Origin of the sequence: Promicromonospora soli (assembly GCF_014653785.1) — a bacterium.
Taxonomy (GTDB): Bacteria; Actinomycetota; Actinomycetes; order Actinomycetales; family Cellulomonadaceae; genus Promicromonospora; species Promicromonospora soli.
Map to the genome: position 1 here is coordinate 868880 of NZ_BNAS01000001.1, position 24198 is coordinate 893077.

The 24198-nt window shown below is 71.2% G+C and carries 25 protein-coding genes and 1 pseudogene; 9 read left to right on the plus strand and 17 right to left on the minus strand.

The genetic code is table 11. The annotated features are described in order from the left end of the window. Positions 1-164: 164 nt before the first annotated feature. On the plus strand, positions 165-1298 hold the full coding sequence (locus tag IE250_RS03940; protein WP_189667921.1) for a helix-turn-helix domain-containing protein: 1134 nt from the start codon (positions 165-167) through the stop codon (positions 1296-1298). 90 nt (positions 1299-1388) lie between these two features. On the opposite strand, the gene amaB is transcribed toward IE250_RS03940, so the two are convergent. The 7 genes from amaB to IE250_RS03975 form a co-directional block, all read right to left on the minus strand. Next, positions 1389-2924, minus strand: a complete 1536-nt coding sequence (amaB, locus tag IE250_RS03945) for an L-piperidine-6-carboxylate dehydrogenase (protein WP_189667922.1) — start codon at positions 2922-2924, stop codon at positions 1389-1391. Then, the gene (gene hglS, locus IE250_RS03950) at positions 2921-4378 is read right to left on the minus strand and encodes a 2-oxoadipate dioxygenase/decarboxylase (protein ID WP_189667923.1); all 1458 of its coding nucleotides are present in this window, start codon (positions 4376-4378) and stop codon (positions 2921-2923) included. The genes amaB and hglS overlap by 4 nt, the downstream gene beginning before the upstream one ends. 16 nt (positions 4379-4394) lie before the next feature. Beyond that, positions 4395-5612 carry an NAD(P)/FAD-dependent oxidoreductase gene (locus IE250_RS03955; RefSeq protein WP_189667924.1) on the minus strand — a complete coding sequence of 406 codons (1218 nt, stop codon included), beginning with the start codon at positions 5610-5612 and terminating at the stop codon, positions 4395-4397. A 121-nt stretch (positions 5613-5733) separates the two neighbouring features. Next, complete coding sequence (locus IE250_RS03960; protein WP_189667925.1) at positions 5734-6132, minus strand: Fur family transcriptional regulator; 399 nt, start codon at positions 6130-6132, stop codon at positions 5734-5736. Next, positions 6132-7061, minus strand: a complete 930-nt coding sequence (locus IE250_RS03965; RefSeq protein WP_189668324.1) for a metal ABC transporter permease — start codon at positions 7059-7061, stop codon at positions 6132-6134. The genes IE250_RS03960 and IE250_RS03965 overlap by 1 nt, the downstream gene beginning before the upstream one ends. Positions 7062-7063: 2 nt before the next feature. Beyond that, entirely contained in the window at positions 7064-7861 is a 798-nt protein-coding gene (locus tag IE250_RS03970) for a metal ABC transporter ATP-binding protein (RefSeq protein WP_229872112.1), read from the minus strand. A gap of 23 nt (positions 7862-7884) precedes the next feature. Continuing rightward, a complete protein-coding gene (locus IE250_RS03975; RefSeq protein ID WP_189667927.1) occupies positions 7885-8865 on the minus strand; it encodes a metal ABC transporter substrate-binding protein in 981 nt (326 codons plus the stop codon). A gap of 192 nt (positions 8866-9057) precedes the next feature. Between IE250_RS03975 and IE250_RS03980 the strand changes: the two genes are divergently transcribed. The 8 genes from IE250_RS03980 to IE250_RS04015 all read left to right on the plus strand — a co-directional run bounded on the left by IE250_RS03980 (position 9058) and on the right by IE250_RS04015 (position 16548). Beyond that, a complete protein-coding gene (locus IE250_RS03980) occupies positions 9058-10464 on the plus strand; it encodes a glycine--tRNA ligase (RefSeq protein WP_189667928.1) in 1407 nt (468 codons plus the stop codon). A 307-nt stretch (positions 10465-10771) separates the two neighbouring features. Next, positions 10772-11311: a hypothetical protein gene (locus IE250_RS03985; RefSeq protein WP_189667929.1), complete on the plus strand. Its 540-nt coding sequence runs from the start codon at positions 10772-10774 to the stop codon at positions 11309-11311. A 69-nt stretch (positions 11312-11380) separates the two neighbouring features. Continuing rightward, on the plus strand, positions 11381-12427 hold the full coding sequence (locus IE250_RS03990; RefSeq protein ID WP_189667930.1) for a FecCD family ABC transporter permease: 1047 nt from the start codon (positions 11381-11383) through the stop codon (positions 12425-12427). Beyond that, positions 12427-13452: a FecCD family ABC transporter permease gene (locus tag IE250_RS03995; protein ID WP_189667931.1), complete on the plus strand. Its 1026-nt coding sequence runs from the start codon at positions 12427-12429 to the stop codon at positions 13450-13452. Before IE250_RS03990 ends, IE250_RS03995 begins: the two co-directional genes overlap by 1 nt. Beyond that, positions 13449-14261 carry an ABC transporter ATP-binding protein gene (locus IE250_RS04000; RefSeq protein WP_189667932.1) on the plus strand — a complete coding sequence of 271 codons (813 nt, stop codon included), beginning with the start codon at positions 13449-13451 and terminating at the stop codon, positions 14259-14261. Before IE250_RS03995 ends, IE250_RS04000 begins: the two co-directional genes overlap by 4 nt. Before the next feature lie 137 nt (positions 14262-14398). Beyond that, entirely contained in the window at positions 14399-15448 is a 1050-nt protein-coding gene (locus tag IE250_RS04005) for an iron-siderophore ABC transporter substrate-binding protein (protein WP_189667933.1), read from the plus strand. Positions 15449-15727: 279 nt separating this feature from the next. Continuing rightward, positions 15728-16126 carry a hypothetical protein gene (locus IE250_RS04010; RefSeq protein WP_189667934.1) on the plus strand — a complete coding sequence of 133 codons (399 nt, stop codon included), beginning with the start codon at positions 15728-15730 and terminating at the stop codon, positions 16124-16126. Further along, a complete protein-coding gene (locus tag IE250_RS04015; protein ID WP_189667935.1) occupies positions 16123-16548 on the plus strand; it encodes a hypothetical protein in 426 nt (141 codons plus the stop codon). The genes IE250_RS04010 and IE250_RS04015 overlap by 4 nt, the downstream gene beginning before the upstream one ends. Before the next feature lie 65 nt (positions 16549-16613). On the opposite strand, the gene IE250_RS04020 is transcribed toward IE250_RS04015, so the two are convergent. The 10 genes and pseudogenes from IE250_RS04020 to IE250_RS04060 all read right to left on the minus strand — a co-directional run bounded on the left by IE250_RS04020 (position 16614) and on the right by IE250_RS04060 (position 24198). Further along, positions 16614-17414: an isoprenyl transferase gene (locus IE250_RS04020; protein ID WP_189667936.1), complete on the minus strand. Its 801-nt coding sequence runs from the start codon at positions 17412-17414 to the stop codon at positions 16614-16616. Continuing rightward, positions 17414-18160 carry a DNA repair protein RecO gene (gene recO, locus IE250_RS04025; RefSeq protein WP_189667937.1) on the minus strand — a complete coding sequence of 249 codons (747 nt, stop codon included), beginning with the start codon at positions 18158-18160 and terminating at the stop codon, positions 17414-17416. Before recO ends, IE250_RS04020 begins: the two co-directional genes overlap by 1 nt. A gap of 53 nt (positions 18161-18213) precedes the next feature. Beyond that, positions 18214-18843 carry a hypothetical protein gene (locus IE250_RS04030; RefSeq protein WP_189667938.1) on the minus strand — a complete coding sequence of 210 codons (630 nt, stop codon included), beginning with the start codon at positions 18841-18843 and terminating at the stop codon, positions 18214-18216. Between the two features lie 61 nt (positions 18844-18904). Then, entirely contained in the window at positions 18905-19660 is a 756-nt protein-coding gene (locus IE250_RS04035) for a cytochrome d ubiquinol oxidase subunit II (protein WP_189667939.1), read from the minus strand. After that, positions 19657-20847: a cytochrome ubiquinol oxidase subunit I gene (locus IE250_RS04040; protein ID WP_229872113.1), complete on the minus strand. Its 1191-nt coding sequence runs from the start codon at positions 20845-20847 to the stop codon at positions 19657-19659. Before IE250_RS04040 ends, IE250_RS04035 begins: the two co-directional genes overlap by 4 nt. A gap of 19 nt (positions 20848-20866) precedes the next feature. After that, a pseudogene (locus IE250_RS25025) lies at positions 20867-20989 on the minus strand (cytochrome ubiquinol oxidase subunit I); the annotation flags it as partial. A 124-nt stretch (positions 20990-21113) separates the two neighbouring features. Further along, entirely contained in the window at positions 21114-21692 is a 579-nt protein-coding gene (locus IE250_RS04045; RefSeq protein ID WP_189667940.1) for a nucleotidyltransferase family protein, read from the minus strand. 16 nt (positions 21693-21708) lie between these two features. Continuing rightward, the gene (locus IE250_RS04050; protein WP_229872114.1) at positions 21709-22566 is read right to left on the minus strand and encodes an ABC transporter permease; all 858 of its coding nucleotides are present in this window, start codon (positions 22564-22566) and stop codon (positions 21709-21711) included. Then, a complete protein-coding gene (locus IE250_RS04055) occupies positions 22563-23345 on the minus strand; it encodes an ABC transporter permease (protein ID WP_189667941.1) in 783 nt (260 codons plus the stop codon). The genes IE250_RS04050 and IE250_RS04055 overlap by 4 nt, the downstream gene beginning before the upstream one ends. Then, a complete protein-coding gene (locus IE250_RS04060) occupies positions 23338-24198 on the minus strand; it encodes an ABC transporter ATP-binding protein (protein WP_373301578.1) in 861 nt (286 codons plus the stop codon). The genes IE250_RS04055 and IE250_RS04060 overlap by 8 nt, the downstream gene beginning before the upstream one ends.

Below are 24198 nucleotides of genomic sequence, written 5' to 3' on the forward strand. Positions count from 1 at the left end.
CGGCCGCCCCGGGCCCCCACTCATCTGTACCGACGGAAAGGGATCCACCCATCATGGCATCGGAGAAACGCCCCCGACGCGTTCCTGCGGTCATCGCTGATACGCGCAGAAACCCGGGGTTCGCCCTGGGTGCCTTTGGGCTGTCGGCCTGGGCCTATATCGGCATGTCACACACCATCGCCGCCTACGAGGGGCCCCGGCTCGGCTACGCGCTCGGCGTCGCCTACGAGGCGCTGGTGATCGGCCTCGCCTGGGAGGGACGACGCCGAGCCGACCGGGACCTCGAGACCGGCCGCCAGCCCTCCGGGCACGGGCGCTGGCTCGGCGGCGCGATAGTCGTCGGCGTCCTGTCCGGCGCTCTCGCCGCCTGGCACGGCTGGCTGCTCGGTGAGGGCATCTTCGCCGCTTCTCGCGCCGTCGCCCCGGTCCTGGCGGCGGTCGCGGTGCACCTGTTCTTCCAGTCGGCCTCGAGCGCGCGCAACCTCGATCGGCTGGCCAAGATCGAGGCAGACCGTGAGACGGCTGTGCTCGACATGCTCGACGCGGTGCGGCTGGCGCAGATCGCTCCCGACCATGAGCGTGCGGAACGCATCTCCGACGTGAACGCAGCGGTGACACGGGTCCACCGCCATGTGCCCGCTGCTGTCACCGCAGAGGTGACGCGTCCGCACCTGGAGTCGGAACGCACGATTCGCGACGTCGTCCAGGAGGCCGCAACCTTGGCCGGCGAGTGGATGCCGGAGCCGGTCGCACCTGAGCAGATCGCGACCGACGCCGCCCCCGAAGCCGCCACCTCGACCGGCGTCGCTCCTTCGGGGGTCGCTCTGTCGGATGTCGCTCTGTCCGAGGTTGCTCCGGCCGACGCCGACCTGCCCGACGTCGCCCCCAGCGCCACGGCGCCGACCGACGACATAGAGCTGCTCGACACCGAGCTGCCCGACCTTGTTCGGACCGACGGCGCCGAGCGTGTGCACCTCGAGGACAAGTACGCACCGGTGAAGGCAGTAGCGGACCTGAGTGCTCGTCATGTGAACCCGCCGGTCTCGGCCACCGTGACGGACTGGGACGCCCATTCCGACGACGTGACGACGCCTTCCGTCCCGGACCCGACACTACCGCTCACCACACAGCAGATCAGCGAGATTCGCGTGCTCCGGTGGGAACAGAACCTCACTCTCCACGAGGTCGCAACGCGGCTCGGGGTCTCCGTCAGCGCTGTGAACAGGTACGCCCCGAGCACCGATGTCCCGACCACCGAGACCGGTTCCATGGTGGTGGTCCCAGCAGCTCGTTCCTGACCGTGGCAGCCGCACCGGTTGGTCGAGCGTGTCGAGACCTCGGACGGGTCTCGACAAGCTCGACCAACGGCGGATCGACCAGCAGCCCGGTCAGCCGAAGTTGACGCCCTGGGCCAGGGGCAGCTCGGTCGAGTAGTTCACCGTGTTCGTGGCGCGGCGCATGTACTGCTTCCAGGCGTCCGAGCCGGACTCGCGCCCGCCGCCGGTCGACTTCTCGCCGCCGAACGCACCGCCGATCTCCGCACCGGACGTCCCGATGTTCACGTTGACGATGCCGCAGTCCGAGCCGACCTCCGACAGGAACGTCTCGGCCTCGCGCACGTCGAGCGTGAAGATCGACGACGACAGGCCCTGGGGCACGTCGTTGTGGACGGCGATCGCCTCGGGCAGCTCGGAGTAGGTCAGCACGTACAGGATCGGGGCGAACGTCTCGCGCTTGACGACGTCGGCCTGCTGCGGCATGCGCACGATCGCCGGGTGCACGTACGCCGCGTCCTCGGCGCCAGGGACCGTCACAGCGGTACCGCCCACCACGAGCTCGCCACCCGCGGCCACGGCCTCGTCGATCGCGGCGAGCATGCGGTCGCGCGCCCCGGCGTCGACCAGCGGGCCGACCAGCGTGCCCTCCGTGCGGGGGTCGCCGACCGGAAGGCCCGTGTAGACCTTCGCGAGCCGCGCGACGACGTCGTCCACGATCGACTCGTGCACGATCAGGCGGCGCAGCGAGGTGCAGCGCTGCCCTGCCGTGCCGGCGGCGGAGAACACGGCGCCGCGCACCGCGAGGTCGAGGTCCGCGGACGGTGCCACGATCGCCGCGTTGTTGCCGCCCAGCTCCAGCAGGTACCGGCCGCCACGACCCGCGACGACGGGCGCGACCTGCTGCCCCATCCGCTCGGAGCCGGTCGCCGAGACGAGCGCCACGCGCGGGTCGGCCACGAGCGCCTCGCCGGCCTCGCGGTCCCCGAGGAGGAGCTGCGAGACGCCCGCCGGGAACCCGGCCTCGGCCAGCGCCCGGTCGAGCAGCGCGGAGGCCCCGACGGCGGACAGCAGCGTCTTCTCGCTCGGCTTCCACACCACGGTGTCGCCGCAGACCAGTGCGACCGCCGTGTTCCAGGACCACACGGCCACCGGGAAGTTGAACGCGCTGATCACGCCGACCACGCCCATCGGGTGCCACGTCTCCATGAGACGGTGACCTGGACGCTCGGACGGCATGGTGCGGCCGCCCACCTGCCGCGACAGCCCGACGGCGAAGTCGCAGATGTCGATCATCTCCTGGACCTCGCCCAGGGCCTCGCTCGTGATCTTTCCGGCCTCGATCGTGACGAGCTCCGCCAGATCGGCCTTGTGCTCGGTGAGCAGCTCGCCCAGGCGCTTGATCACCTGGCCGCGCACGGGGGCGGGCACCGAACGCCAGGTCGTGAACGCCTCAGCGGCCTGTCCGACGGCGGAGGCGGCCTCCGCGGCGCCGTCGCGCTCGAGCTCGAGCAGCGCCTGCCCGGACAGTGGCGACACGACGGGTAGACCAGCTCCCGCGGGGACGGCGGCGCCGAGCCGCTCCAGGGCGGCGAGGGCGGCATCCCGCAGCTCGGTCGTCAGCGGAGTGTGGGTGGTGGTGCTGGTCATCGCGGTACTCCCGTTGTGCGGTTGGGCGTGGTGAGGTTGGCCGGGTCGACGCCGAGGGTCTCGGCGGCACCGGCGAGCGACCTGGCCACCTGGTCGGCGTACAGGTCGAAGGGGTCGTTCAGGTCGCGACCGAGGGCGCCCGCCATCCAGTCGGCGTCCCGGTCGGTGCCCTCCTGGCTGGCGTCCTTCGCGCCGTCGGACGAGAGGTTGGACTGGAAGATCCCGGCCGCCGAGCGCGGCAGGAAGTCCTCGTAGACGACGGGTTGACGGACGACGGCGGAGGCGCGGGTCTCGACAGGCGCGGCCGGCGAAGACGGCTCGACCAGCGAGGACTGGTCGACGACCTCGTAGGTGAACCAACCCAGGTCCTGGTCGGCGAGCGCCGCCTCGGTCGTGGGGAAGGTCTTCTGCCAGACGGCGCGGGCGAGCTCCTGGCGCTGTGCCTCGGTGAAGCCGGGGTTGTCGGCGCGGGCCGCTGCGGCGGCCTCGTCGATCTCGACGACCGCCGCATCGTATGCGGCCCGTCCGGCGCGGGTGAGCGCGATGCCGCGTGCCTCGACCTCGCCGAACCGGACCCGGAGGGAGTCGCGCACGATCTCGCCGTCGGCGGTGCGGAAGGTCCGCGGTTCGGCGAGCGCGCGGAACGACGTCTGGCGCAGCAGCACGTCCGGGCCCTCCCAGCGCGGCGGTCCCTGGATCGCGTCGATCATCGTGATGCCGCGGGCCTCCATGCGGGCGTACAGGTCGTCGATGTCCAGCACGCGAGGCGTGAGGTGGTTGATGTGCGTGGAGGCGATGCCGCCGATGTCGGCCGCGACGGCGCTCACGGCCTCCAGCTCGCGGTACCAGGCCTGGTCCACGGGCTCGTCGGACAGCTCGAACGCCTGCGTCGCGAGGCGCAGGAACTCCACGGCCTGGTCCTCGGGGAGGCCTCCCTCGGACTCCGCGCGGTCCGCGAGGGCGAGCAGCTCCGGGCCGAACAGCGTGCGGGCGCCGAGGAAGTTCTCGAGGCGCTGCTCGAGGTCCGCGGTGAAGAACCGGCGGTCCGCGGTGACGAGCATCGACGTGAAGACCCGGAACGGGTTGCGGGCCAGCTCCTCGCGCTCGATCGGGCGGAACGCCGTCGAGATCACGGGGACCGAGCTGGACGAGGCGTCACGTAGGTCGTAGAACCCGACCGGGTGCATGCCCATGGCGCCGAAGATCCGCGCCACCTGCGACATCTCCGTGGGCGTGCCCACCCGGATCGCGCCGTGGCGCTCCGCGGTGACGCGCGAGATGGAGCCGAGCCGCTCGGCGTCCGCGCCGTGCTGGGCCACGAAGTCGGCGTTGACCTCGTGCGACACGTCCAGCAGCGTCGTGTAGGCGGGCACTTCCTTGCCGTACATGTCCGAGAGGCTGCGCGCGAACGCGGCCCTCAGCTGCCAGGGCTCGAGGAACGTCGGTGCCGACATCGGTCTCTCCTGTTCTTCAGATGATGTTCGCCTCAGGGCCGCGTCGCCCTGGGCTCGTGGTGGTCGTCTCGGCGGAAACTGCGGCGAACCGGTCCGCACTGAACCCGGACACGTCGATCCGGGGAGGGCGGCCGGCATACAGGTCGCGCACCACCTCGCCGACGGCGGGAGCCTGCAGGAACCCGTGCCCCGAGAAGCCCGCGGCGTACAGCACGCGGCCGGGCACGCCGTTGGCCTCGCCGATGAGAGCGTTGTGGTCGGGCGTCATCTCGTAGAGCCCGGCCCAGCCGCCCGCGACGGGCACGTCGACCAGCTCGGGAGCGCAGGCCCCGATCGCCCCGCGCAGGAGCGGCAGCCAGCCCGGGTCGTAGGTGCGCTCGAACGCGATGGGGGTCGCCGGGTCGGCTATACCGAGCAGCAGGCCGCCGGGCTCCGCGTTGTGGAAGTAGAACGTGGTGCCGTAGTCGATGGTGAACGGGATTCGCGGCGGCGCCGGGTCCAGCGGCGGGGTGAAGCCGATCTGTCGCCGGCACGGGTCGACGGGCAGGTCGAGCCCGGCCCTGGTCGCCAGCTCGCGGGTCCACGCTCCGGTGCACAGCACGACGGCGCCGGTGCGCACCCGGCCCTGGTTGGTCCGGACGGCGACGACGTTGTCGCCCCTGGTCTCGACGTCGGTCACCGTGACGTGCGTGCGGACGGATCCGCCGTACCGCTCGGCGCCGGCCGCGTAGCCCTCGACCACGGCGTGCGGATAGGCGAACCCGTCGCGCGCGGCGTAGGCGGCCCCGGCGTACCGGCCCGCGTCGACGTAGGGGTTGAGCCGGCGCACGGCGTCGTGGTCGAGCATCCGGCTCGCGACGCCGCGCTCGTTCTGCATGGCGACGGACTCCTCGAACAGCGCGACGTCGTCGGCGTCCGGCAGGAGGAACAGGTAGCCCGGCTGCTGCAGCCCGATGTCGGCGCCCGGGCGGTTCGCGAAGTCCTCGTACAGCTCGAGGCTGCGGTTGCCAAGATCGACGTTGGCCGGGTCCGAGAACTGTGCGCGTACTCCCCCGATCGGCTTGCCCGAGCTGCCCGAGGCGAGCTCGTCGGCCTCGAGGAGCAGCACGTCCACGCCTTCCTCGGCGAGGTGGAACGCCACCGACGCACCGAGCGCGCCGCCGCCGACCACAACCACCTCAGCCCGCGCGGGCAGTGGTCCCCGACGGTCTACGGGGTGCCGTGCTGAGGTCATGACCGCATCCTGCCACGCGCTCCGGTGAATGCGGACACGCACCGGAACTCTTCCTGCACATCGACCAAAACCAAGGGGAAACCCCCACTCACCCGCCGATCTTGCCGAAGTAGGACTGTGTCTACTTCGACGCCGCGGCGCGGCAGTCCGCGCACGTGCCCCACAGCTCGACCGTGTGCTCGATGTCGTCGAAGCCCTGGGCGGCGGCGACCTTCGAGGCCCAGGCCTCGACAGTGGGTCCGTCGATCTCGACGGTCCGGCCGCAGGACCGGCACACCAGGTGGTGGTGGTGCTCGCGGCGCGCGCACCGGCGGTACAGGCTCTCGCCGTCCTCGGCGCGCAGCACGTCCACCTCGCTCGCGTCCGCGAGCGCCTGCAGGGCCCGGTAGACGGTGGCGAGGCCAACGGACTCGCCGCGGGCGCGCAGGTTCTCGTGCAGCTGCTGGGCGGAGCGGAAGTCCGCGAGCTCGTCGAGCGCCTCGACGACAGCGGTCCGCTGGCGGGTCATTCGTGCGGCCATCAGCGGCACTCCTTTGCGGCGGCCACCGCACGTTCGGTGGCGGCGGCAGGCAGGTCGACGTCGTCGGGCAGGTCGGGGTGTGGGTCGTGCACCGGGCGCCGTCGGGTCAGGAGCGGCGCCAGCAGGGAGACCACCGCGTACACGGAGATGGCGAGAACCACGATAGTGGCGCCGGGCGAGACGTTGTACCAGTAGGTGATGGTCAGGCCGGTCAGGCAGACCACGACGCCGACGACGCACGCCGTGAGCATGGTGCGCCCGAAGGCGTGCGTGACCTGCTGGGCCACGGCGACGGGCACGATCATGAGCGCGCTGACCAGCAGCAGGCCGACGACGCGCATCGCCACAGTAACCGTGAGTGCCGACACGACGGCGACGACGACGTTCAGCGCCCAGACCGGCAGGCCGGAGGCGGTGGCGAACTCCTCGTCGTGGCTCACGGAGAACAGCGCGTGCCGCAGGCCGACGCCGACGGCCAGGACCACGAGCGAGAGCACGACGGTGAGCACGAGGTCGGCGTCCGACACGGTGGAGATCGAGCCGAACAGGTACTGCATGAGGTTCCCGGAGGAGCCGCCGGCGATCCCCATGAGCAGGACGCCGCCTGCGATGCCGCCGTAGAACATGATGGCGAGCGCGAGGTCGCCGGAGGTGCGGCCGCGGCGTCGGACGGCCTCGATGAGGACCGAGCCGGCCACCGCGGCGATCACCGCGCCGGGGACGGCGAGGGCGTCGTTCGGCGTCAGCCCCATGGCCGCGCCGACGAGCCAGCCGAGGGCGACTCCGGTCAGGGCGACGTGCCCGATCCCGTCGCCGAGCAGGGAGAGCTTGCGCTGCACCAGGTAGGTGCCGACGACGGGCGCGGTCACGCCCACGAGGAGCGCGGCCAGCAGGGCGCGCTGCATGAACGGGTCGGTCAGCATGAGCATGATCACGGGCGCACCTCCAGGTCGAGGGCCCTGGACTCGGCGGTGTCGAGGGCGTTGTCGTCGGTGTGTGGGTGCTGGTGCTGATGCCCCACACGGTCATGGTCGGGCCGGGCCGGCGGCGGGGCGCCGTCGTGCACCACCTTGCCGTGCCGCAGCACGACGGCGCGCGAGACGAGCGGCGCGAGCTCACCGAGCTCGTGCAGCACGACGAGCACCGTGAGGCCGCCGTCGACCAGGCGCTTCATGGTGCCGGCGAACGCCTCCTGGCTGGCGATGTCCACGCCGGCGACGGGCTCGTCCAGGATGAGGACGTCGGGCTCGCGGACCAGGGCGCGCGCGATGAGGATGCGCTGCTGCTGGCCACCGGACAGATGGTGGATGGGGTCGTGCACGCGGTCGGCGAGGCCCACCTGGTCGAGAGCCGCCCCGACCCGCTCGCGCCAGCCGCGTGGCAGCCGCAGGCGGCGGCCGTGCAGGAGACCGGAGGCGACGACCTCCTGCGCGGTCGACGGGATGCCGCCTCCCGCGCCGGCGCGCTGGGGCACGTAGCCGATGCGGCCCCAGTCGACCGCCGCGCTGCGCCGGCCGGCCGAGAGGCGCTCGCCGAGCAGGCGGACCGTGCCCTCGGACGGCACGTTGATGCCGACCAGCGCCCGCACGAGGGTGGACTTGCCGGAGCCGTTCGCGCCGAGCAGCGCGACGACCTCGCCGTGGTCGACCGTCAGGTCGATGCCGCGCAGGATGTGGCTCGCGCCTACACGGAAGTGCAGGCCGCGAGCCTCGATCACGGGTTCGCTCATCTCGGTCACCTGCCTAGTGTCCGTCATTCGCAGACCAGGCCCCCCTCCAGCTCAGCCAGGTTGGCCTGCATGACCGAGACGTAGTCCTCGCCCGCGGCCGTGGCCTCCTCGGACAGTCCCTCCAGCGGGTCCAGCACCGCGGTGTTCACACCCAGGTCGGATGCGAGGGTCTCGGTGACCTTGGGGCTGACGAGGGTCTCCGAGTACAGGGTCTTGATGCCGCGCTCCTCCACCAGGTCGCCGATCTCGCGCAGGCGGGCCGGGGAGGGCTCTGCCTCGGGGTCGAGCCCGGAGATGCCCACCTGCTCGAGGGCGTAGCGGTCGGCGAGGTAGCCGAACGCGGCGTGGCTCGTCACCAGGGACGCGCCCTGGCAGGCGGCGAGGCCGTCCGCGAACTCCTGGTCCAGCTTGTCCAGGCGCTGGCCCAGGCGCAGGGCGCCGGCGGCGTACTCGTCGGCGTGCTCGGGGTCGGCGGCGGTCAGCTCGTCGGCGACGGCCTGGCCGACGGCGGCCAGCCGGCTCGGGTCCAGCCAGAAGTGCGGGTCGGTCGCGCCGTGCTCCTCCTCGGCGTGCTCCTCGTGCTCCTCCTCCGTCTCACCCGCGTGCTCCTCCTCGGCCGCCTCAGCGTGCTCCACGAGCTCGGCCGCGTCCGCGGCGTCGACCACGTGCTCGGGCGCGCGGGCCTCGACGGCCTCGTCGACGGCGTTCTGGAAGCCGGACAGGTAGACCACCAGGTCGGCCGTGCCGACCTCCCGCACCTGCGCCGGGGAGAGCTCGAGATCGTGCGGCTCGGCGGCAGGGGGCGTGAGGTTGTCCACCGTGACCAGGTCGCCGCCGATCTGCTGCGCCACGTACTGGAGCGGGTAGAACGACGCGAGCACGGTGACGCCGTCGGACTCTTCGGCAGCGCTGCCTGGCAGCTGGCTCGAGCAGCCCGCGAGGGTCGCCGTGGCGGCGAGAGCAAGGCTGGTCAGGGCAGCGCCGGTGGCGCGAGTTGAGGTCATGAGAACGATTCTCACGCTTGTTGAGAACGGTTGTCAAAGATCGGGGCGGAGAGGTCGGTCACGCCGTGGTGGTCGCGCCTGTCGGGACCGGTCGAGCCCGCCGGGACCAGGTCTTGTCAAGCTTGACCGCCGGGAGTGAACGGTAGGCTGAGCGCACATTGTTTCCCGCCTGTTCCCCTGGAGAGAGCCCTCGTGTCCGACAAGTCAGTGCGCTCTGCGCAGACCGCCAAGCTCGACGCCGTCGTCTCCCTCGCCAAGCGACGAGGTTTCGTCTTCCCGTCGGGTGAGATCTACGGCGGAACGCGTTCTGCGTGGGACTACGGCCCTCTCGGTGTGGAGCTGAAGGAGAACATCAAGCGTCAGTGGTGGCGTGCGATGGTCACGAGCCGGGACGACATCGTCGGCCTCGACTCGTCGGTCATCCTGCCCCGCCAGGTGTGGGTCGCCTCCGGCCACGTCGGCGTGTTCACCGACCCGCTGACCGAGTGCCTCTCGTGCCACAAGCGGTTCCGCGAGGACCAGATGATCGAGGAGTTCGAGGAGAAGAAGGGCCGCGCCCCCGAGGGCGGCCTCGCCGAGATTGCCTGCTCCAACTGCGGCACCCGCGGCCAGTGGACCGAGCCCCGCGACTTCAACATGATGCTGAAGACGTACCTCGGCCCGGTGGAGGACGAGTCCGGCCTGCACTACCTGCGCCCCGAGACCGCGCAGGGCATCTTCGTGAACTTCGCCAACGTCGCCGCGGCGGCGCGCAAGAAGCCGCCGTTCGGCATCGGCCAGATCGGCAAGTCGTTCCGCAACGAGATCACGCCGGGCAACTTCATCTTCCGCACGCGCGAGTTCGAGCAGATGGAGATGGAGTTCTTCGTCAAGCCGGGCGAGGACGAGGAGTGGCACCAGTACTGGATCGACAACCGCGTCAGCTGGTACACGGACCTCGGCATCTCGGCCGACAACCTGCGACAGTACGAGCACCCCAAGGACAAGCTGTCGCACTACTCGACCCGCACCGTGGACATCGAGTACCGCTTCGGCTTCCAGGGCAGCGAGTGGGGCGAGCTCGAGGGCATCGCGAACCGTACGGACTTCGACCTGAAGACCCACACGGAGACCTCGGGCAAGGACCTTGCGTACCGCGACCCGGTGTCGAACGAGAAGTACTACCCGTACGTCATCGAGCCCGCCGCGGGCCTGACCCGGTCGCTCATGGCATTCCTGGTCGAGGCCTACGCCGAGGACGAGGCGCCCAACACCAAGGGCGGCGTGGACAAGCGCACCGTCCTGCGCCTCGACCCCCGCCTGGCCCCGGTCAAGGCCGCGGTGCTGCCGCTGTCCAAGACGGCGGACCTGCTCCCGGCGTCCGAGTCGCTGGCGGCCGAGCTGCGCAAGTACTGGAACATCGACTACGACGTGACGCAGGCCATCGGCAAGCGCTACCGCCGGCAGGACGAGATCGGTACGCCGTTCTGCATCACCGTCGACTTCGAGACGCTCGACGACCAGGCGGTCACCATCCGGCACCGCGACTCCATGCAGCAGGAGCGCGTGGCGCTGGACAAGGTCGTCAGCTACCTGGCCGGCCACCTCGTCGGGGTCTGAGATCTCGACAGGCTCGGGTCTCGACAGGCTCGACCAGCGTTAGTCGCGCGCGTCCTGCGCCTGCTCCCGGAGCAGGCGCAGGACGCGCGCGGCATATCTGTCCGTGGTCTCGATCGCATGGAGCGGCTGGACCGGCAAGGGGTCGCTCTCAGCGTTGCTGATCAGGACGTGCCGCGTGAAATCAGGCCCCAGACCGCCCACATCACCCGGGTGAGGTTGGCCCGATCTCAGTCATATAGTCCGACCGGGGCGCTCTGGAACTTGAACCGCGCAACATCCACCCCGAGCCCCCGAACAGGTTGGACCCATGATCCGCCGAACCATCGTCACCCTCGTGAGCGTTCTCGCTCTCGCCCTCACGGCATCTGCACCGGCGCAGGCCACAACTACCTACGACACGAGGGTGACCGTCAACGCCAAGCCCGAGCCGGTCGCCAAGAACCGCACGATCACCGTCACGGGCTCCCTGAGGTACTACAAGGACGGACGGTGGCGCGTGCCCACGACCAGGGTTCTTGCCGTCGTCTTCGACCCGTCAGGAACCGACGGGCCGCGCCAGGTCGCGACCGTCACGACGGCCAGCGACGGCAGCTACGCGCGCGCGTTCACCGCGTCACGCTCGGGCAAGTGGACCGTGAAATTCGGGGGCAGCAGCTCCCTCCAGCCGCACAGCGCCTCCGACGCCGTCTGCGTCTACGCCTCGGGCAGGTGGCAGTGTCCCGTCTCGTCGACCAACCCCGACCTCGACTGCCCCGACATCGGCCGGACGGTCTGGGTCGGCTCGCGCGACTACCACCGCCTCGACGCCGACGGCGACGGCTGGGGCTGCGATGCCTACTCCTACTGACCCGCAGCGGCACCGGCGAGTGCCACCGGCGCGTACTGACCACACCTTGCCCTGTGGAACACTTAGGCAATGCTTACCTCACCTGCGGCTGCGCCTGCGGGACGCCGTGAGGGTGCGGAAGCCGTAGCGCACCGCGCCCGACGCCGGACGCTCGCGTTGGTCACGGCGCTCGCCGCGCTGCTGCTCGTTGTCCTCGCGAGCCTCGCGCTCGGCGTCCGCGACATCGCCCCTGCCGAGGTCTGGCGGGCCCTGACCTCGCCGGTCGCCGGGTTCATGGACCACGACGTGGTCCTGGACCAGCGCCTTCCCCGAACCATCGTGGGCCTGGCGGCCGGGGTCGCGCTCGGCACCGCGGGCACCCTGATCCAGGGCGTCACGCGCAACCCGATCGCCGACCCCGGCCTGCTGGGCCTGAACTCGGGCGCGTCGCTCGCGGTGGTCTGTGCGGTCTGGCTGTTCGGCGTCACCTCGCCCATCGGCTACGTGTGGTTCGCCTTCCTCGGTGCTGCCGCAGCGGCCGCGATCGTGTTCTCGGTGGGCCGCGGCCAGCCGGTCCGCCTGGCGCTGGTCGGCGCCGCCGTGACCGCGCTCATCACGCCGCTCATCACCCTGGTCCTGCTGCGCGACCAGCAGGCGTTCAACCTCTACCGGTTCTGGTCGGTCGGCTCCCTGACTGGCCGTGGCCTGGACACCGTCACAGCGCTGTGGCCGTTCATCGTGGTCGGCGTCGTCCTCGCCGCCGTCCTCTCGCACCGGCTCAACATGCTGGCCCTCGGCGACGACGTCGCCACGGCGCTCGGTCAGCGGGTCGGCACCACGCGAACGCTCGCGGCGATCGCGATAGTGCTGCTTGCGGGCACGGCGACGTCGCTCGCCGGGCCCATCGCGCTGGTCGGGCTGGTCGTGCCGCACGCGGCGCGGCGCCTGGTCGGGACGGACTACCGCTGGATCATGGGGATCGGCGCGCTCCTCGGCCCGGTGATGCTGCTCTCGGCAGACGTCCTCGGACGGCTGATCCTCCCTCGGTCCGAGCTCGAGGCCGGCGTGGTCGCAGCGCTCCTTGGTGCGCCGGTGCTGATCGCCGTGGCCCGCAGCAGGAACGTGGTGGGAGCCTGATGAGCACCGTCACCGCCGTCGCAGACCTGCGCGCCGTCCGGCGCCGCCGTCAGACGCTCGTCGTGGCCGGCATGGTCCTCGTGGTGCTCGTCGCCGGGACCGGCGCCCTCCTGATCGGCGCGGCCGGCCTGACTCCGGGGCAGGCGATCGCCGGCGCACTGGGGCTCGGCGACAAGGGCGACGTCTTCATCATCCAGAAGCTGCGCCTGCCCCGCATCGAGGCGGCGGTCGTGGTCGGCGCCGCATTCGGCCTGGCGGGCGCCCTGTTCCAGTCGACGCTGCGCAACCCCCTCGCCTCCCCCGACATCCTCGGGATCTCCAGCGGAGCGAGCCTCGGGGCCGTGATCGGCCTGCTCGCCCTGGGCATGTCCGGGGTAGCGCTGTCGGGGCTGGCCTTCGGGGGCGCCGGCCTCGTCGCGCTGGCGATCTGGCTGCTGGCCTGGCGCAAGGGCCTGCACTCGATCCGGTTCGTGCTGGTCGGCGTAGGGTTCGCCTACCTGTGCTCGTCTCTGGTCGCCTGGGCGATGGCCCGCGCGGAGGAGAACGAGGCGGCGGGCGTCCTCGTCTGGACCGTCGGCTCCGTGTCCGACATCCGCGGCGAACAGCTCGCGCTCGTCGCTGCCGGGACGCTCGTGCTGCTCGGGGCGGTCGCAGTCGTCTCGCGGTCCCAGGGACCGCTCTCGCTCGGCGACGACAACGCGCGCGCCCTGGGCGTGCGCGTGGACGCCGCCCGCGTCGGGGCGCTGATGCTCGCGGTTGCGCTCGTCGCGCTCGCCACCAGCGCCGCCGGCCCCATCGCTTTTGTCGCCCTGGTCGCCCCGGCGATCGCCCGTCGCCTGGTGAACGACGGCGGCGCGGCGCTCGCCGCGTCCACCGCCACCGGCGCGGCACTGACCCTGGTGGCGGACGTCGTCGGGCAGCACGGGCTGCTCGGCGTCGCCGCCCCCGTGGGCATCGTCACGGGGCTCGTGGGCGCCCCCTACCTGCTGTGGCTGCTCGCCACGAACGAGAAGAGGAGCCGATGACCAACCTGCGCGCCGAGGGCGTCAGCCTGGGGTACGACGGCCTACGCGTCATCGAGGGCCTTGACCTGACGCTGCCCGACGGCAAGATCACCGCCGTCGTCGGACCGAACGCCTGCGGCAAGTCCACGCTGCTGCGCGGCCTGGCCCGCCTGCACCCGCTCGACGGCGGCCGGATCACGCTCGACGGCGCCGACATCACGGCGATGCCTCGCAAGGAGCTGGCTCGCAAGGTCGGCATGCTGCCGCAGTCGTCCATCGCGCCCGACGGCGTGCGGGTCGCCGAGCTCGTCAGCCGCGGCAGGTACCCGCACCAGGGCTGGTTCGGCAGGCACTCGTCCGACGACGACGCCGTGGTCACCACCGCGCTGGAGTCCACCGGCGTCGCAGAGCTCGCGGACCGGCCTGTCGCGGAGCTGTCGGGCGGCCAGCGCCAGCGCGTGTGGATAGCCATGGTCCTGGCGCAGCAGACGGACATCGTGCTGCTCGACGAGCCGACGACGTTCCTCGACGTGCGCCACCAGCTCGACCTCCTGGACCTGCTCACGGAGCTGAACCGCGACCGCGGCACCACAGTCGCGATGGTGCTGCACGAGCTCAACCTCGCCGCCCGGTATGCCGACCACCTGGTCGTGATGTCGGCCGGGCGGATCGTCGCCGAGGGGGCGCCGTCGGACGTCCTCACCAGCGAGGTGGTCGACGAGGCGTTCGGGCTGCGCGCCCACGTGGTGCCCGACCCGGTAGCGGGCTCGCCGCTCGTGGTGCCCGTGGGCCGGTACCACTCGTCCGCCGTTGAGCCGTCCGCCGGCTGAGCCGTCCGCTGGTTGAGCGTGGGTTACGTCACCCAATTCACGACAATTCCGCAACGTTGCCGTGACCTAATATGGTTAGGCTTACCTCACATCGACCGGCGCCCGCCGGTCGTTCGTCTGAATACCCGGGAGAAACCGTGCGCCCTCGCCGTTCCCTAGCGGCGGCTGTCGGCCTTGTCGCCGCGTCCGCCCTTGCCCTCGCGGGCTGCTCGTCCGAAGCCCCGGCCGCGGACGGCGCGACGCCGTCGGCCGACGCTTCCGGCGCGACCGACGAGTTCCCCCTGACCATCGAGCACGCGCTCGGCGAGACCACCCTCGAGCAGGCGCCCGAGCGCGTCGCCACGTGGGGCTGGGGCTCGACCGAGGCCGCGATCGCCACGGGTGTCTACCCCGTCGCCGTCGCCGAGCAGACCTGGACGGTCGGCGAGGGCAACCTCCTGCCGTGGGTCGAGGAGGCCTACGACGAGGCCGGCGTGGAGCACCCCACGGTGCTGACCGACGCCGAGGCCGGCGCGACCGTGCCCTACGAGGAGTTCGCGGCCGCCGAGCCCGACCTCATCGTCGCCACCTACTCGGGCCTCACGCAGGAGCAGTACGACCTGCTCAGCGAGATCGCGCCGGTCGTCGCCTACCCCGAAGGCCCGTGGCAGACGTCGTGGGACGACACCATCACGCTGACCGCCGAGGCGCTCGGCCGCAGCACCGCGGGAGAGCAGGTGCTCGCCGGCATCGACGAGTACCTCGCCGGCCTCGCGGACGAACACCCCGAATTCGGGGGCAAGACGGTCGCCGCGATCTGGGACTCCCCGGAACTCGACGCGGTCTACGTGTACAACTCGACCGACGCGCGCGCCGGCTTCCTGGAGCGTCTCGGCTTCACGACGGCGCCGGCGGTCGACGAGCTCGATTCGACGAACGGGAAAGAGTTCACTTACACCCTTTCCTACGAGGAGTTGGACAAGCTCGAGTCGGACGTCGTGGTGAACTACTCGGAGTCCGAGGAACTCGCTGCAGAGGTTCCGACCAGGCCCGAGCTACAGGCACTGCCTGCCGTAAAGGGCGGCAAGCTTGCTCAGCTAGTTGGCACCGTTCCGGTCTCATCCGTCGGCCCGCCGACCGCATTGTCGTACGACTATCCGGACGGTGTTCCGGCCTTGGTCGACAAGCTTGCCGAAGTCCTGGGCTGACGCCACGCGCACCGACCAGTCACGGTGCACCGGGCACGATCATTTTCGTTGCCCACAAGTGGATTCCCGCATAGATTCACCCCGCCCTACCTGGACATCTAGGTACTATCCGCCCAACACGACTGGAGCCCAATGCGCAAGCTCGCATTGCATCGGATCATCGCGGTGATGGCCGCGTTCGCCTTGTCTTGCACTGCTGCGATTGCTGTTGCGCCCGCAGCCTCGGCACAGACGTGCCGGACCCACGGGGGCGGTGGAACGTTGCGAACATGTTCCGAGGTGACATCGAGACAAGGATCGACGTTCAAGGTCGCCTACCGTGACGCGATCATCAACGACACCTCGCGCACGATCAGCGGTACTTGCAGGGCAACGGAGAGCAAGACGACGAAGCACACCGTGAGCGGGAGCCTCAGCACCGCTATCAAGGCCGGGATCTTCGCCGAGATGGATCTGACCGCCGGCTACGCGCTGGAGACGAGCCTCACGACCGGTTACGAGACGTCAGGCACGTTCAATGTGCCCCCGAGGTCCAGGATCTACTGCGACCGGGGAACTTGGGTCGAGAAGATGAGTGGTTACAGCGTGACGACGAACCTCGGGCCTGGTGGCGGACGAGTGCGTGCGAACTGGACCTCGACCGCACCCGAGCGCAACGCCTGGAAGTTCCACGAGTGACAGGAAGCTGGCGCGTCACGATCGCTACGGGCGTATTGGTCGTCGCGATCGCGACGGGCTGCACATCTCCAGGATCTGGTGCCAATCCTCATCCGGTCCAGCCCACAGCCCCCTCCGTATCCACAGAGCCCTCGCCGCTGGCCGCCGACCTGCGGGAAGGAGAGGAGCTCATCCTGGAGCGGAACATCGACGGCTCACCGATCGAGGTTCCCGACGTGGAAGCGAGTTCGTTCGCGGTATACGTCAAGTGCGAGGGTGAAGGCGAGCTGAGCATCGTCTACGAGGGCAGCGACTCGCCCTTCAAAGCGTCGTGCGACGGCATCCCGACGCGGGTCGAGATGCATCTCAAGTCGGCTGGCACATCGCTCTCGATCGACGATGCGCACGGGAAGAGTGGGCAGTTCGTTATCGCACGGATCTAACGCCGTAGCTGGACCGGAGCGCGCCGCCTACCAAGGGCGGCGCGCTCACCTGTCTCTCGGTCGTTCTACTTCGCGACGCCGGGGGTGTCCAGGGCTCCGCCGTAGCGGCGGTCGCGCTTCGCGTACTCCTCGACGGCCCGCCAGAGTTGCCGCCGGTCGACGTCGGGCCAGGGCTCCTCGAGGAACACCATCTCGGCGTACGCCGCCTGCCACAGCATGAAGTTCGACGTGCGCTGCTCGCCGGACGAGCGCAGGAACAGGTCGACGTCGGGCAGGTCCGCCAGGTACAGGTACTTCTGCACTGTCTTCTCGCTGACCCGCTTTGGGTCCAGCAGCCCGGCGGCGGCGTCCCGGGCCATGGCCGCGGCGGCGTCGGCCAGCTCGGCCCGGCCGCCGTAGTTGACGCACATCGTCAGGGTGCAGAGGTCGTTGTCCTTGGTGCGCTCCTCGGCCTCCTGGAGCACGTTGATCACGGACTTCCACAGCTTCGGACGGCGCCCGGCCCACCGGATCCGCACGCCCCACGACGCCATGACGTCGCACTGGCGCTGCATCACCTCCTGGGTGAAGTTCATCAGGAAGCGCACCTCCTCGGGCGAGCGCTTCCAGTTCTCCGTGCTGAACGCGTACGCCGAGACGTACTCGACGCCGACGTCGACAGCCCCGGCGACGACGTCGAGCAGCGACTTCTCGCCCGCCCGGTGCCCCTCGATCCGGGGCAGGCCGCGGGAGTTGGCCCACCGGCCGTTGCCGTCCATGACGATCGCGACGTGCCGCGGCACGAACTCCTTCGGGATGCGGGGAGCTCGCTCGCCCGACGGGTGCGGGTACGGCGCCACCAGCTGCCGGCTCGCGTTCCGGGCCATCAGCGCTCCACCATCTTCAACGATCGCAACGTTCTCTCCAGGTAGTACTGGCCGTAGGCGGCGACGATGCCGCTCGCCTCCTTGCGGTGCCGCGCGTCGGACGCGTCGGCGGTCTCCCAGTCGCCCGCCAGCAGCGAGGACAGCAGGGCGAAGGTCTCGGGGGCGGGCGCGATGGAGCCCGGCGGCCTGCAGCGCGGGCAGACGGCGCCGCCCTGCGCCACGTTGAACGAGTGGTGCGGCCCGGGCTCGCCGCACCGGGCGCAGTCCTCGAACGACGGCGCCCAGCCCGCCACTGCGAGGGCGCGCAGCAGGTACGAGTCGAGCACCAGACCGGCGTCGTGATGCCGTTCAGCCAGGGCCCGCAGGCCACCGGCGAGCAGCCAGTACTGCTGCACCGAGGGTTCGTGCTCCTGTGCGACCAGCCGGTCGGCGGCCTCCAGCATCACGGTGCCCGCCGTGTAGAGGCCGTAGTCCTGGCTGATGGCACCGGCGTACGCGCCGATCGTCTCGACCTGCGTCACCGTCTCGAGCCCCATGCCGGGCCGCGGGCTGCGGCCGGTGTGGAACTGCACGTCGACTGCCATGAACGGCTCCAGCCGCGCCCCGAACTTGGACGACGTCCGCCGCACGCCCTTGCCGACCCCGCGCACCTTGCCGTGCTCGCGCGTCAGGAACGTGACGATGCGGTCCGCCTCACCCAGCTTGTGGGTGCGCAGCACTATCGCGTCGTCTCGGTACAGGGGCACACAGCCATTCTGCCCCTAGTCACCGACACTCTCGGCCAAGCGGGGTCGAGCCCTCACCGCTCGACGAAGCGCGTGCCGTCCGGCGTCAGCTCCGGTTCCCACACGAACCGGTGGATCACGTGCTTCTCCAGGACGCGGCGCACGAGCAGGGCGACGGTGCCCCAGACAACGAAAAGCAGGACCGTCTGCAGGAAGTTGTAGCCGATCTTGTCGAACCCGCTGAGCGCAAGGGTGGGGATCAGGAACAGCAGGCCGAGGAACGCGGGCAGCAGGTGCACGCCTATCCACTGCACCACCGAGAGAAAGTCGATCCGGCGCTCGGCGACGACGCCGTGGAAGTCCATCACGTTGACCACGTGGTCGGCGCGCCACTTGGCGACGTGCCGGGCCACCGTCCACTGCGCGTCCCGGGCGTCAAGGGCAGAGCTGCCCGAGGGCAGCCAGATCCCGAGGATCTGGTGGATCTCGGCGGGAGTCAGGTACCCCTTGTCGAGGATCGTCAGGCTGTGCACGGGCGGCTGCCGGGTGTGCGTCGGCAGCACGAGCGCGGCCAGGAAAAGCATCACGCCGCCGGTCCCGAGCAGCCACACGAGCGCGTCCGGGAGCCACGGCAGGAGCAGGGTCGCGGTGGCGAACGCCAGGCCGCCGAGCAGCGCGCAGACGATGCGGTTCTTCATGGTCATGGTGAGTAGGACTTTACCGGCATCTCGGCCCGCTCGGTGGCGAAAATGAGGGGCCGTCGGGTCAGAAGAAGAGCATGTCCCGGCGCCCGAGCGGGCGGGACACGAGCCACCAGGCGACGACCTGCAGCGCGAGGACCACCGGCAGCACCACTATCGCCACGATCCCGAGCGTCTCCAGGGCCTGCGCGGAGATCCCGCCCTCGATCAGCCGCGGCCACGCCGCGATCGCCGTACCCACCACGGGCGCCGCGATCATCACCGACGTGACGACCACCGGCAGCGGCCCGGTGCGGCGCAGCCGCCACGCGACGACGGCGTCCCCGTGCAGGCGCGTCAGCACCACCGCCAGGATGCCGAGGCCCAGCGCGGCCAGGCCGCTCCCCCAGGCCACGCCGAGGAGCGCGCCCCAGCTCCCCGCGAGCACGATGCTGGCCACCACGAGCACCACGTCCCACACGTCCCGCCAGACATGCCCGGGACGCCGGCTGCGCAGCCAGATCCCGGCGTCGCGCAGCGCCCACGACGCGATGAGCGTGATCGCCACGGGGTAGCCGGCGTTCAGCAGGTCCGCCTCGGCATGCGGGAACACACCGACCAGCACCCCGAGCGCCGCTATCAGCCACACCTCGCCGGGCAGCAGCAGCGGCCCGACGGCGGCGAGCACCACCCTGCGCTCCGCCGGTTCCCGCCGCCGGTCGCTCCCGTCCGGGTCGCGCTCCTGCAGCAGGGTTGCGCCGGCGCCCTGGACGGCGCCGTCGAGCACCACCCACCCGGTGACCAGTGCGGCCAGGAGCACTGCCCACGCCGCTGCGTTCATCGCGCCACCTCCGGCGCCGGACCGTCGTGCGGTCTGCCGTCGCCGCCGGGCGCACCCGCGCCGCCGTCCGGCGTGTCGACCACGCCGAAGCGGAGCAGGACGTCGGCCCCGGCGCCGTCGTCGCGCAGGACGTCGCCCGGCTCGGCCCCCAGGACGAGCCGGCTGATGCCGCCGCGCGCGAGCCGGCCCAGCACCCACCAGTCGAGCGCCGCGAGCGTCACCATGAGCCCCACCAGCAGCACGAGCGAGGCCAGCACCGCCCGGGCGGACTGGTCGGAGGTCACTTCGTCGACCCGGAGCACGCCCTGGATGATCCACGGCTGGCGGCCCAGCTCACGCACGAGCCAGCCGGCGATCGCCACGGCGAACGGTAGGGGCAGCAGGGCCGTGAGCGTGGCGTAGAGGGCACGGCGGCCGCGCATCCGGAACAGGGCACCGGCGATGAGCAGCAGCGGGAGCACCAGCGCACCGAGGAAGACGAGGTCGGCGGTCCGCATCATGACCTCGAGGAGGACGCCGATCGCGGCGTTCCCGTCCACCGCCCCCGTCGCGTCGAAGTACTCGAACTGCGAGTAGCCGAACGCCTGGGCGAACAGCACACCGATCGCGCCGGTCCAGATGCCGGCCCGCATCGAGTGCCGCCACAGGTCTTCTTCCGGACCGGTCGGCAGCCGAAGGCCGCCGCCGCTGCGCCGCAGGTGCCACGCCGAGATGCCCACGAGCACGAACCCGCCGGCCATCAGGCACGCCCCCACGACGTGCAGGCTGGACAGCAGCGCGGCGGGGTTGGTGATCAGCGCGCCGACGTCGGTGATGCGCGCGACCTGCTCGCCCGGCAGTCCCTCCAGCACGTACCCCGTGGGGTTGCGCAGGAATCCGTTGGCCACCATCACGGCGAACGCCGATACGTACCCGGTGATCACGACGGCCCAGAAGATGGCGGCGTGCAGCGCGCGCGGGAACAGGTGCCAGCCGAACACCCACAGCCCCAGCAGCGTGGACTCCAGGAAGAACGCGACAAGGGTCTCCACGACCAGCGGGGCCCCGAAGACCTCGCCCGCGACGTCGAGCAGGCCCGGGAAGTGCAGCCCGAACTGCAGCTCGAGCACGATCCCGGCCGCGATGCCGAGCGCGTAGTTCACCAGGTAGAGCTGACCCCAGAACCGGGTGGCGTTCTCGAAGACCACGGCGCGGTGGGTCCTTCGCGCGCGCCCAGCGCGTGTTGAAGATCGCGACGACCGGGCCGAGGCCGAGGGTGAGCAGCACAAAGAGAAAGTGCACCGCAGCCAGCAGCGCGAACTGCAGGCGGGCGAGTTCGGTGGCCTCCACGCTCCTGAGACTACGTAGCCGGACCGGTCACGGCGACACGATTCGGGCAGGACCGGGGAAAGGCCAGGGATCTCACCCAGTGGGCGGTAGGGCTGGCCCTACCTTCGGCCCGGCTCGCCGTCCGTCACGGCCTGTCGACGTCGTCCCCGCCGCCCAGGTCGGTGCAGTCGATCGCGACCGCGCCGTGGGCGCGCAGGTACGGCCCGGCTCCCTCGTCCCCGCGCGCCGCGGCGGCGAGCGGCTGCCAGTGGGCGCGGCCCACCAGCACGGGGTGTCCGGGCCTTCCGCCGTAGGTTGCCCGGGCGAGCGCGAGGCGGGCGGCGTCCGGCTCCAGGGCGGTATCCAGGACCCGGCGGACGGCGTCGGCCCGCAGGCCGGGCAGGTCGACGAGGGTGACGACGGCGGCGTCCGCCCCCGTGTCCTGGGCCGCCGCGAGGCCGGTGCGCAGCGACGCCGAGATCCCGCTCTCCCACCCGGCCGCGACCACGGGCGTGGCGCCGGAGGGCGCCAGGTCCTCCGCCTCGTCGGACCGAGCGCCGAGCACGACGACGACCTCCCCGCACCCGCCGTCGACCAGCGCCTGGCAGGCGAGCTCGAGCCACGGGGTGCCGCCGTCGGCCCGGGCCAGCGCCTTTGGCATCCCGAACCGGGTGCCGGCGCCGGCGGCGAGCACAATCCCGACGACGACTGCTGTGCGGTCCATGCTCACCCGTTCATGTTCAGGCCCGCCCGTATCTCGCCAGGACGAACGACTCGACTATCTGCGCCACCAGGTACAGCGCGAGCGACGCGAGCGTCACCACCAGCACGCACGCCCACACCAGGTTGTTCTCGGACTGGCCCACGGCGTTGACCACCATGCTGCCGATCCCCTGGCCGGTGATCAGCCACTCCGCGAGCAGCGCGCCCGTGATGGCGCCCGGCACGGAGATCCGGACCGACGCGAACAGCGCGGGCAGCGCCGACGGGAACGCTACCTTGACCAGCAGGGCCACGGGGCCGCCACCGTACACGTGCACGACGTCGGACATCTGCGCGGACACCGAGCGCAGCCCCTGCACGATGTTCACCAGCGCGGGGAACAGCACCACGATCCCGGAGACCACGGCGACGCGCACCAGCTCGTCGGAGAACAGCAGCCGGATGATCGGGGTCAGCGCGATGAGCGGCACAGCGCGCAGGATCAGGGCGACCGGCATGACGGCGGTCTCGACCGGCCTGGACAGCACGATCAGGGCCGCCGCGACCGTCGCGGCGAGCATGCCGGCCATGAACCCGATAGCGGCGTCGCCCAGCGTGACGCCGAGGGCGGTGACGATCTCGGCGCGGGTCTGGGCGGCGTCGTCGTCAGCGAAGAGGAACTCGTAGAGCTCCGCGGGGCCCTTCGCGACGAACGTGTTGTCGACCAGCGCCACCGACACGACCCACACCACGGTGAGGATCGCCAGCATGAGCAGGGCGGTCCCTACTGCCTTGCCCAGGCCGGTCGCGAGGGCCCGGCCGGTGCCCGCGGCGGCCGAGGCCCGGCCACCGGCGGTCAGTCCCGCCCGGACCAGCTCTGTCGAGAGCCCGCTCATCCTCGTCCCCCTCCGGTCGACCACGGCACCGCAACCCGGCCCAGCAGGCCGAACACGGCGTACCCGATGCCCGCGACCAGCGCGCAGGCGAACATGATGCCCCAGGCTCGCTCGACCATGAGGCCCTGGCCCGCAGCGATGAGCGCGGGCCCGACGCCGCGGTCCACCCCGCCGATGTACTCCCCGAGGATCGCGCCGAGGAACGCAGCGGGCGCCGCGATCTTCAGGGCGCTGATGATCTCCGGCAGCGCGGACACGAGCTGGACCGAGACGAGCTGCTTCCAGCGGCCGCCGCCGTAGACGCTCACTATCTCGAGCGCCGCCCGGTCGGCGGACCGGAAGCCGAGCACGGCTCCCACCACGGTGGTGAAGAAGACCGACAGTGCCGCCAGCACGACCGCCGTCGGCGAGGGTTCGCCCGAGTCCGGTGGGCCCAGCACGATGTACAGGATCGGCAGGACCGCGATGGTCGGCACGCAGTAGCTGATGACCGCGATCTGCGAGATCACGGGTTCGAGCCGCGGCGTGAGCAGCACGAGGGCCGCGAGCACGAGCGCCAGGCCGTTGCCCCACGCGAACCCGATCAGCGCCTCGACGACGGTCCCGCCGAAGTTGGTCGCGTAGAACGCCCAGCCGTCGGCACCGTACTGGCGCAGCACGCCGGGCGGTGTCGGCATGGACGAGCCGTCGAAGACGGTGACCGCGAGCAGCCACCAGAGCGCGACGAGGCCGGCCAGGCCCGCCGCGCCGCCCAGCCAGGTGCGGACGCGGTCAGGCATCGCCGGCTGCGCTCTCTGCGTCCCCGGCCGCGACGCCGTCGGAGAACAGCAGCTCCGACGCCCGGTCGTGCAGGGCGTGGAACTCGGGGCTGCGCATCATCTCCGGCAGGCGCGGGCGCGGCAGGTCCACCTCGATGACCTCCTTGATCCGGCCGGGGCGCGGGCTCATGACCGCCACCTGGTCCGACAGGAAGATGGCCTCCGAGATGCCGTGCGTGACCATGAGGGTCGTGGCCGGCTTCTCGGTCCAGATCCGCAGCAGCTCCAGGTTGAGGCGCTGCCGGGTCATGTCGTCGAGGGCTCCGAAGGGCTCGTCGAGCAGCAGCACCGACGGCTTGACCACCAGGGCGCGCGCGATGGACACGCGCTGCCGCATGCCGCCCGAGAGCTGGCCGGGCTTGGCCTTCTCGAAGCCGCTCAGGCCCACGAGGCGGATCAGCTCGGCCACCAGGTCGCGGTCGACGGGCTGGCCCGAGACCTCGAACGGGAGCCGCAGGTTGGACTCGACCGAGCGCCAGGGCAGCAGGGCCGAGTCCTGGAACGCGATCCCGAGCTCGTGACCGGCGCGCAGCTGCTTCGGGTCCTTGCCGTCCACCTTGGCGGTGCCCGACGACGCCGCCTCCAGCCCCGCGAGGATCCGCAGGATGGTGGACTTGCCGCAGCCGCTCGGGCCCAGCAGGGACAGGAAGCTGCCCTGGTCGGTGTGCAGGGTGACGTCGTCGAGCGCGGTCACCGTCTTGCGGCCCGAGCCGAACGTCTTGGACAGGTTGGCGATGTGCAGGCCGGTGCCGGCCCCACCCTCCAGGGCGGGGCCGACGCCGGTCGTTGCATCCGTGACGGACTGGTCGGTCAC

Coding starts and splice junctions, on each gene's coding strand:
- IE250_RS03975 (WP_189667927.1), bottom strand. CDS start 8,865: ATGACCTCAACTCGCGCCACCGGCGCTGCCCTGACCAGCCTTGCTCTC.
- IE250_RS04030 (WP_189667938.1), bottom strand. CDS start 18,843: ATGACCATGAAGAACCGCATCGTCTGCGCGCTGCTCGGCGGCCTGGCG.
- IE250_RS04000 (WP_189667932.1), top strand. CDS start 13,449: ATGACCAACCTGCGCGCCGAGGGCGTCAGCCTGGGGTACGACGGCCTA.
- IE250_RS04050 (WP_229872114.1), bottom strand. CDS start 22,566: ATGAGCGGGCTCTCGACAGAGCTGGTCCGGGCGGGACTGACCGCCGGT.
- IE250_RS03965 (WP_189668324.1), bottom strand. CDS start 7,061: ATGCTCATGCTGACCGACCCGTTCATGCAGCGCGCCCTGCTGGCCGCG.
- IE250_RS03960 (WP_189667925.1), bottom strand. CDS start 6,132: ATGGCCGCACGAATGACCCGCCAGCGGACCGCTGTCGTCGAGGCGCTC.
- IE250_RS04045 (WP_189667940.1), bottom strand. CDS start 21,692: ATGGACCGCACAGCAGTCGTCGTCGGGATTGTGCTCGCCGCCGGCGCC.
- hglS (WP_189667923.1), bottom strand. CDS start 4,378: ATGTCGGCACCGACGTTCCTCGAGCCCTGGCAGCTGAGGGCCGCGTTC.
- amaB (WP_189667922.1), bottom strand. CDS start 2,924: ATGACCAGCACCACCACCCACACTCCGCTGACGACCGAGCTGCGGGAT.
- IE250_RS03955 (WP_189667924.1), bottom strand. CDS start 5,612: ATGACCTCAGCACGGCACCCCGTAGACCGTCGGGGACCACTGCCCGCG.
- IE250_RS03940 (WP_189667921.1), top strand. CDS start 165: ATGTCACACACCATCGCCGCCTACGAGGGGCCCCGGCTCGGCTACGCG.
- IE250_RS04035 (WP_189667939.1), bottom strand. CDS start 19,660: ATGAACGCAGCGGCGTGGGCAGTGCTCCTGGCCGCACTGGTCACCGGG.
- IE250_RS04055 (WP_189667941.1), bottom strand. CDS start 23,345: ATGCCTGACCGCGTCCGCACCTGGCTGGGCGGCGCGGCGGGCCTGGCC.
- IE250_RS03990 (WP_189667930.1), top strand. CDS start 11,381: ATGCTTACCTCACCTGCGGCTGCGCCTGCGGGACGCCGTGAGGGTGCG.
- IE250_RS03995 (WP_189667931.1), top strand. CDS start 12,427: ATGAGCACCGTCACCGCCGTCGCAGACCTGCGCGCCGTCCGGCGCCGC.
- IE250_RS03985 (WP_189667929.1), top strand. CDS start 10,772: ATGATCCGCCGAACCATCGTCACCCTCGTGAGCGTTCTCGCTCTCGCC.
- IE250_RS03970 (WP_229872112.1), bottom strand. CDS start 7,861: ATGAGCGAACCCGTGATCGAGGCTCGCGGCCTGCACTTCCGTGTAGGC.
- IE250_RS04020 (WP_189667936.1), bottom strand. CDS start 17,414: ATGGCCCGGAACGCGAGCCGGCAGCTGGTGGCGCCGTACCCGCACCCG.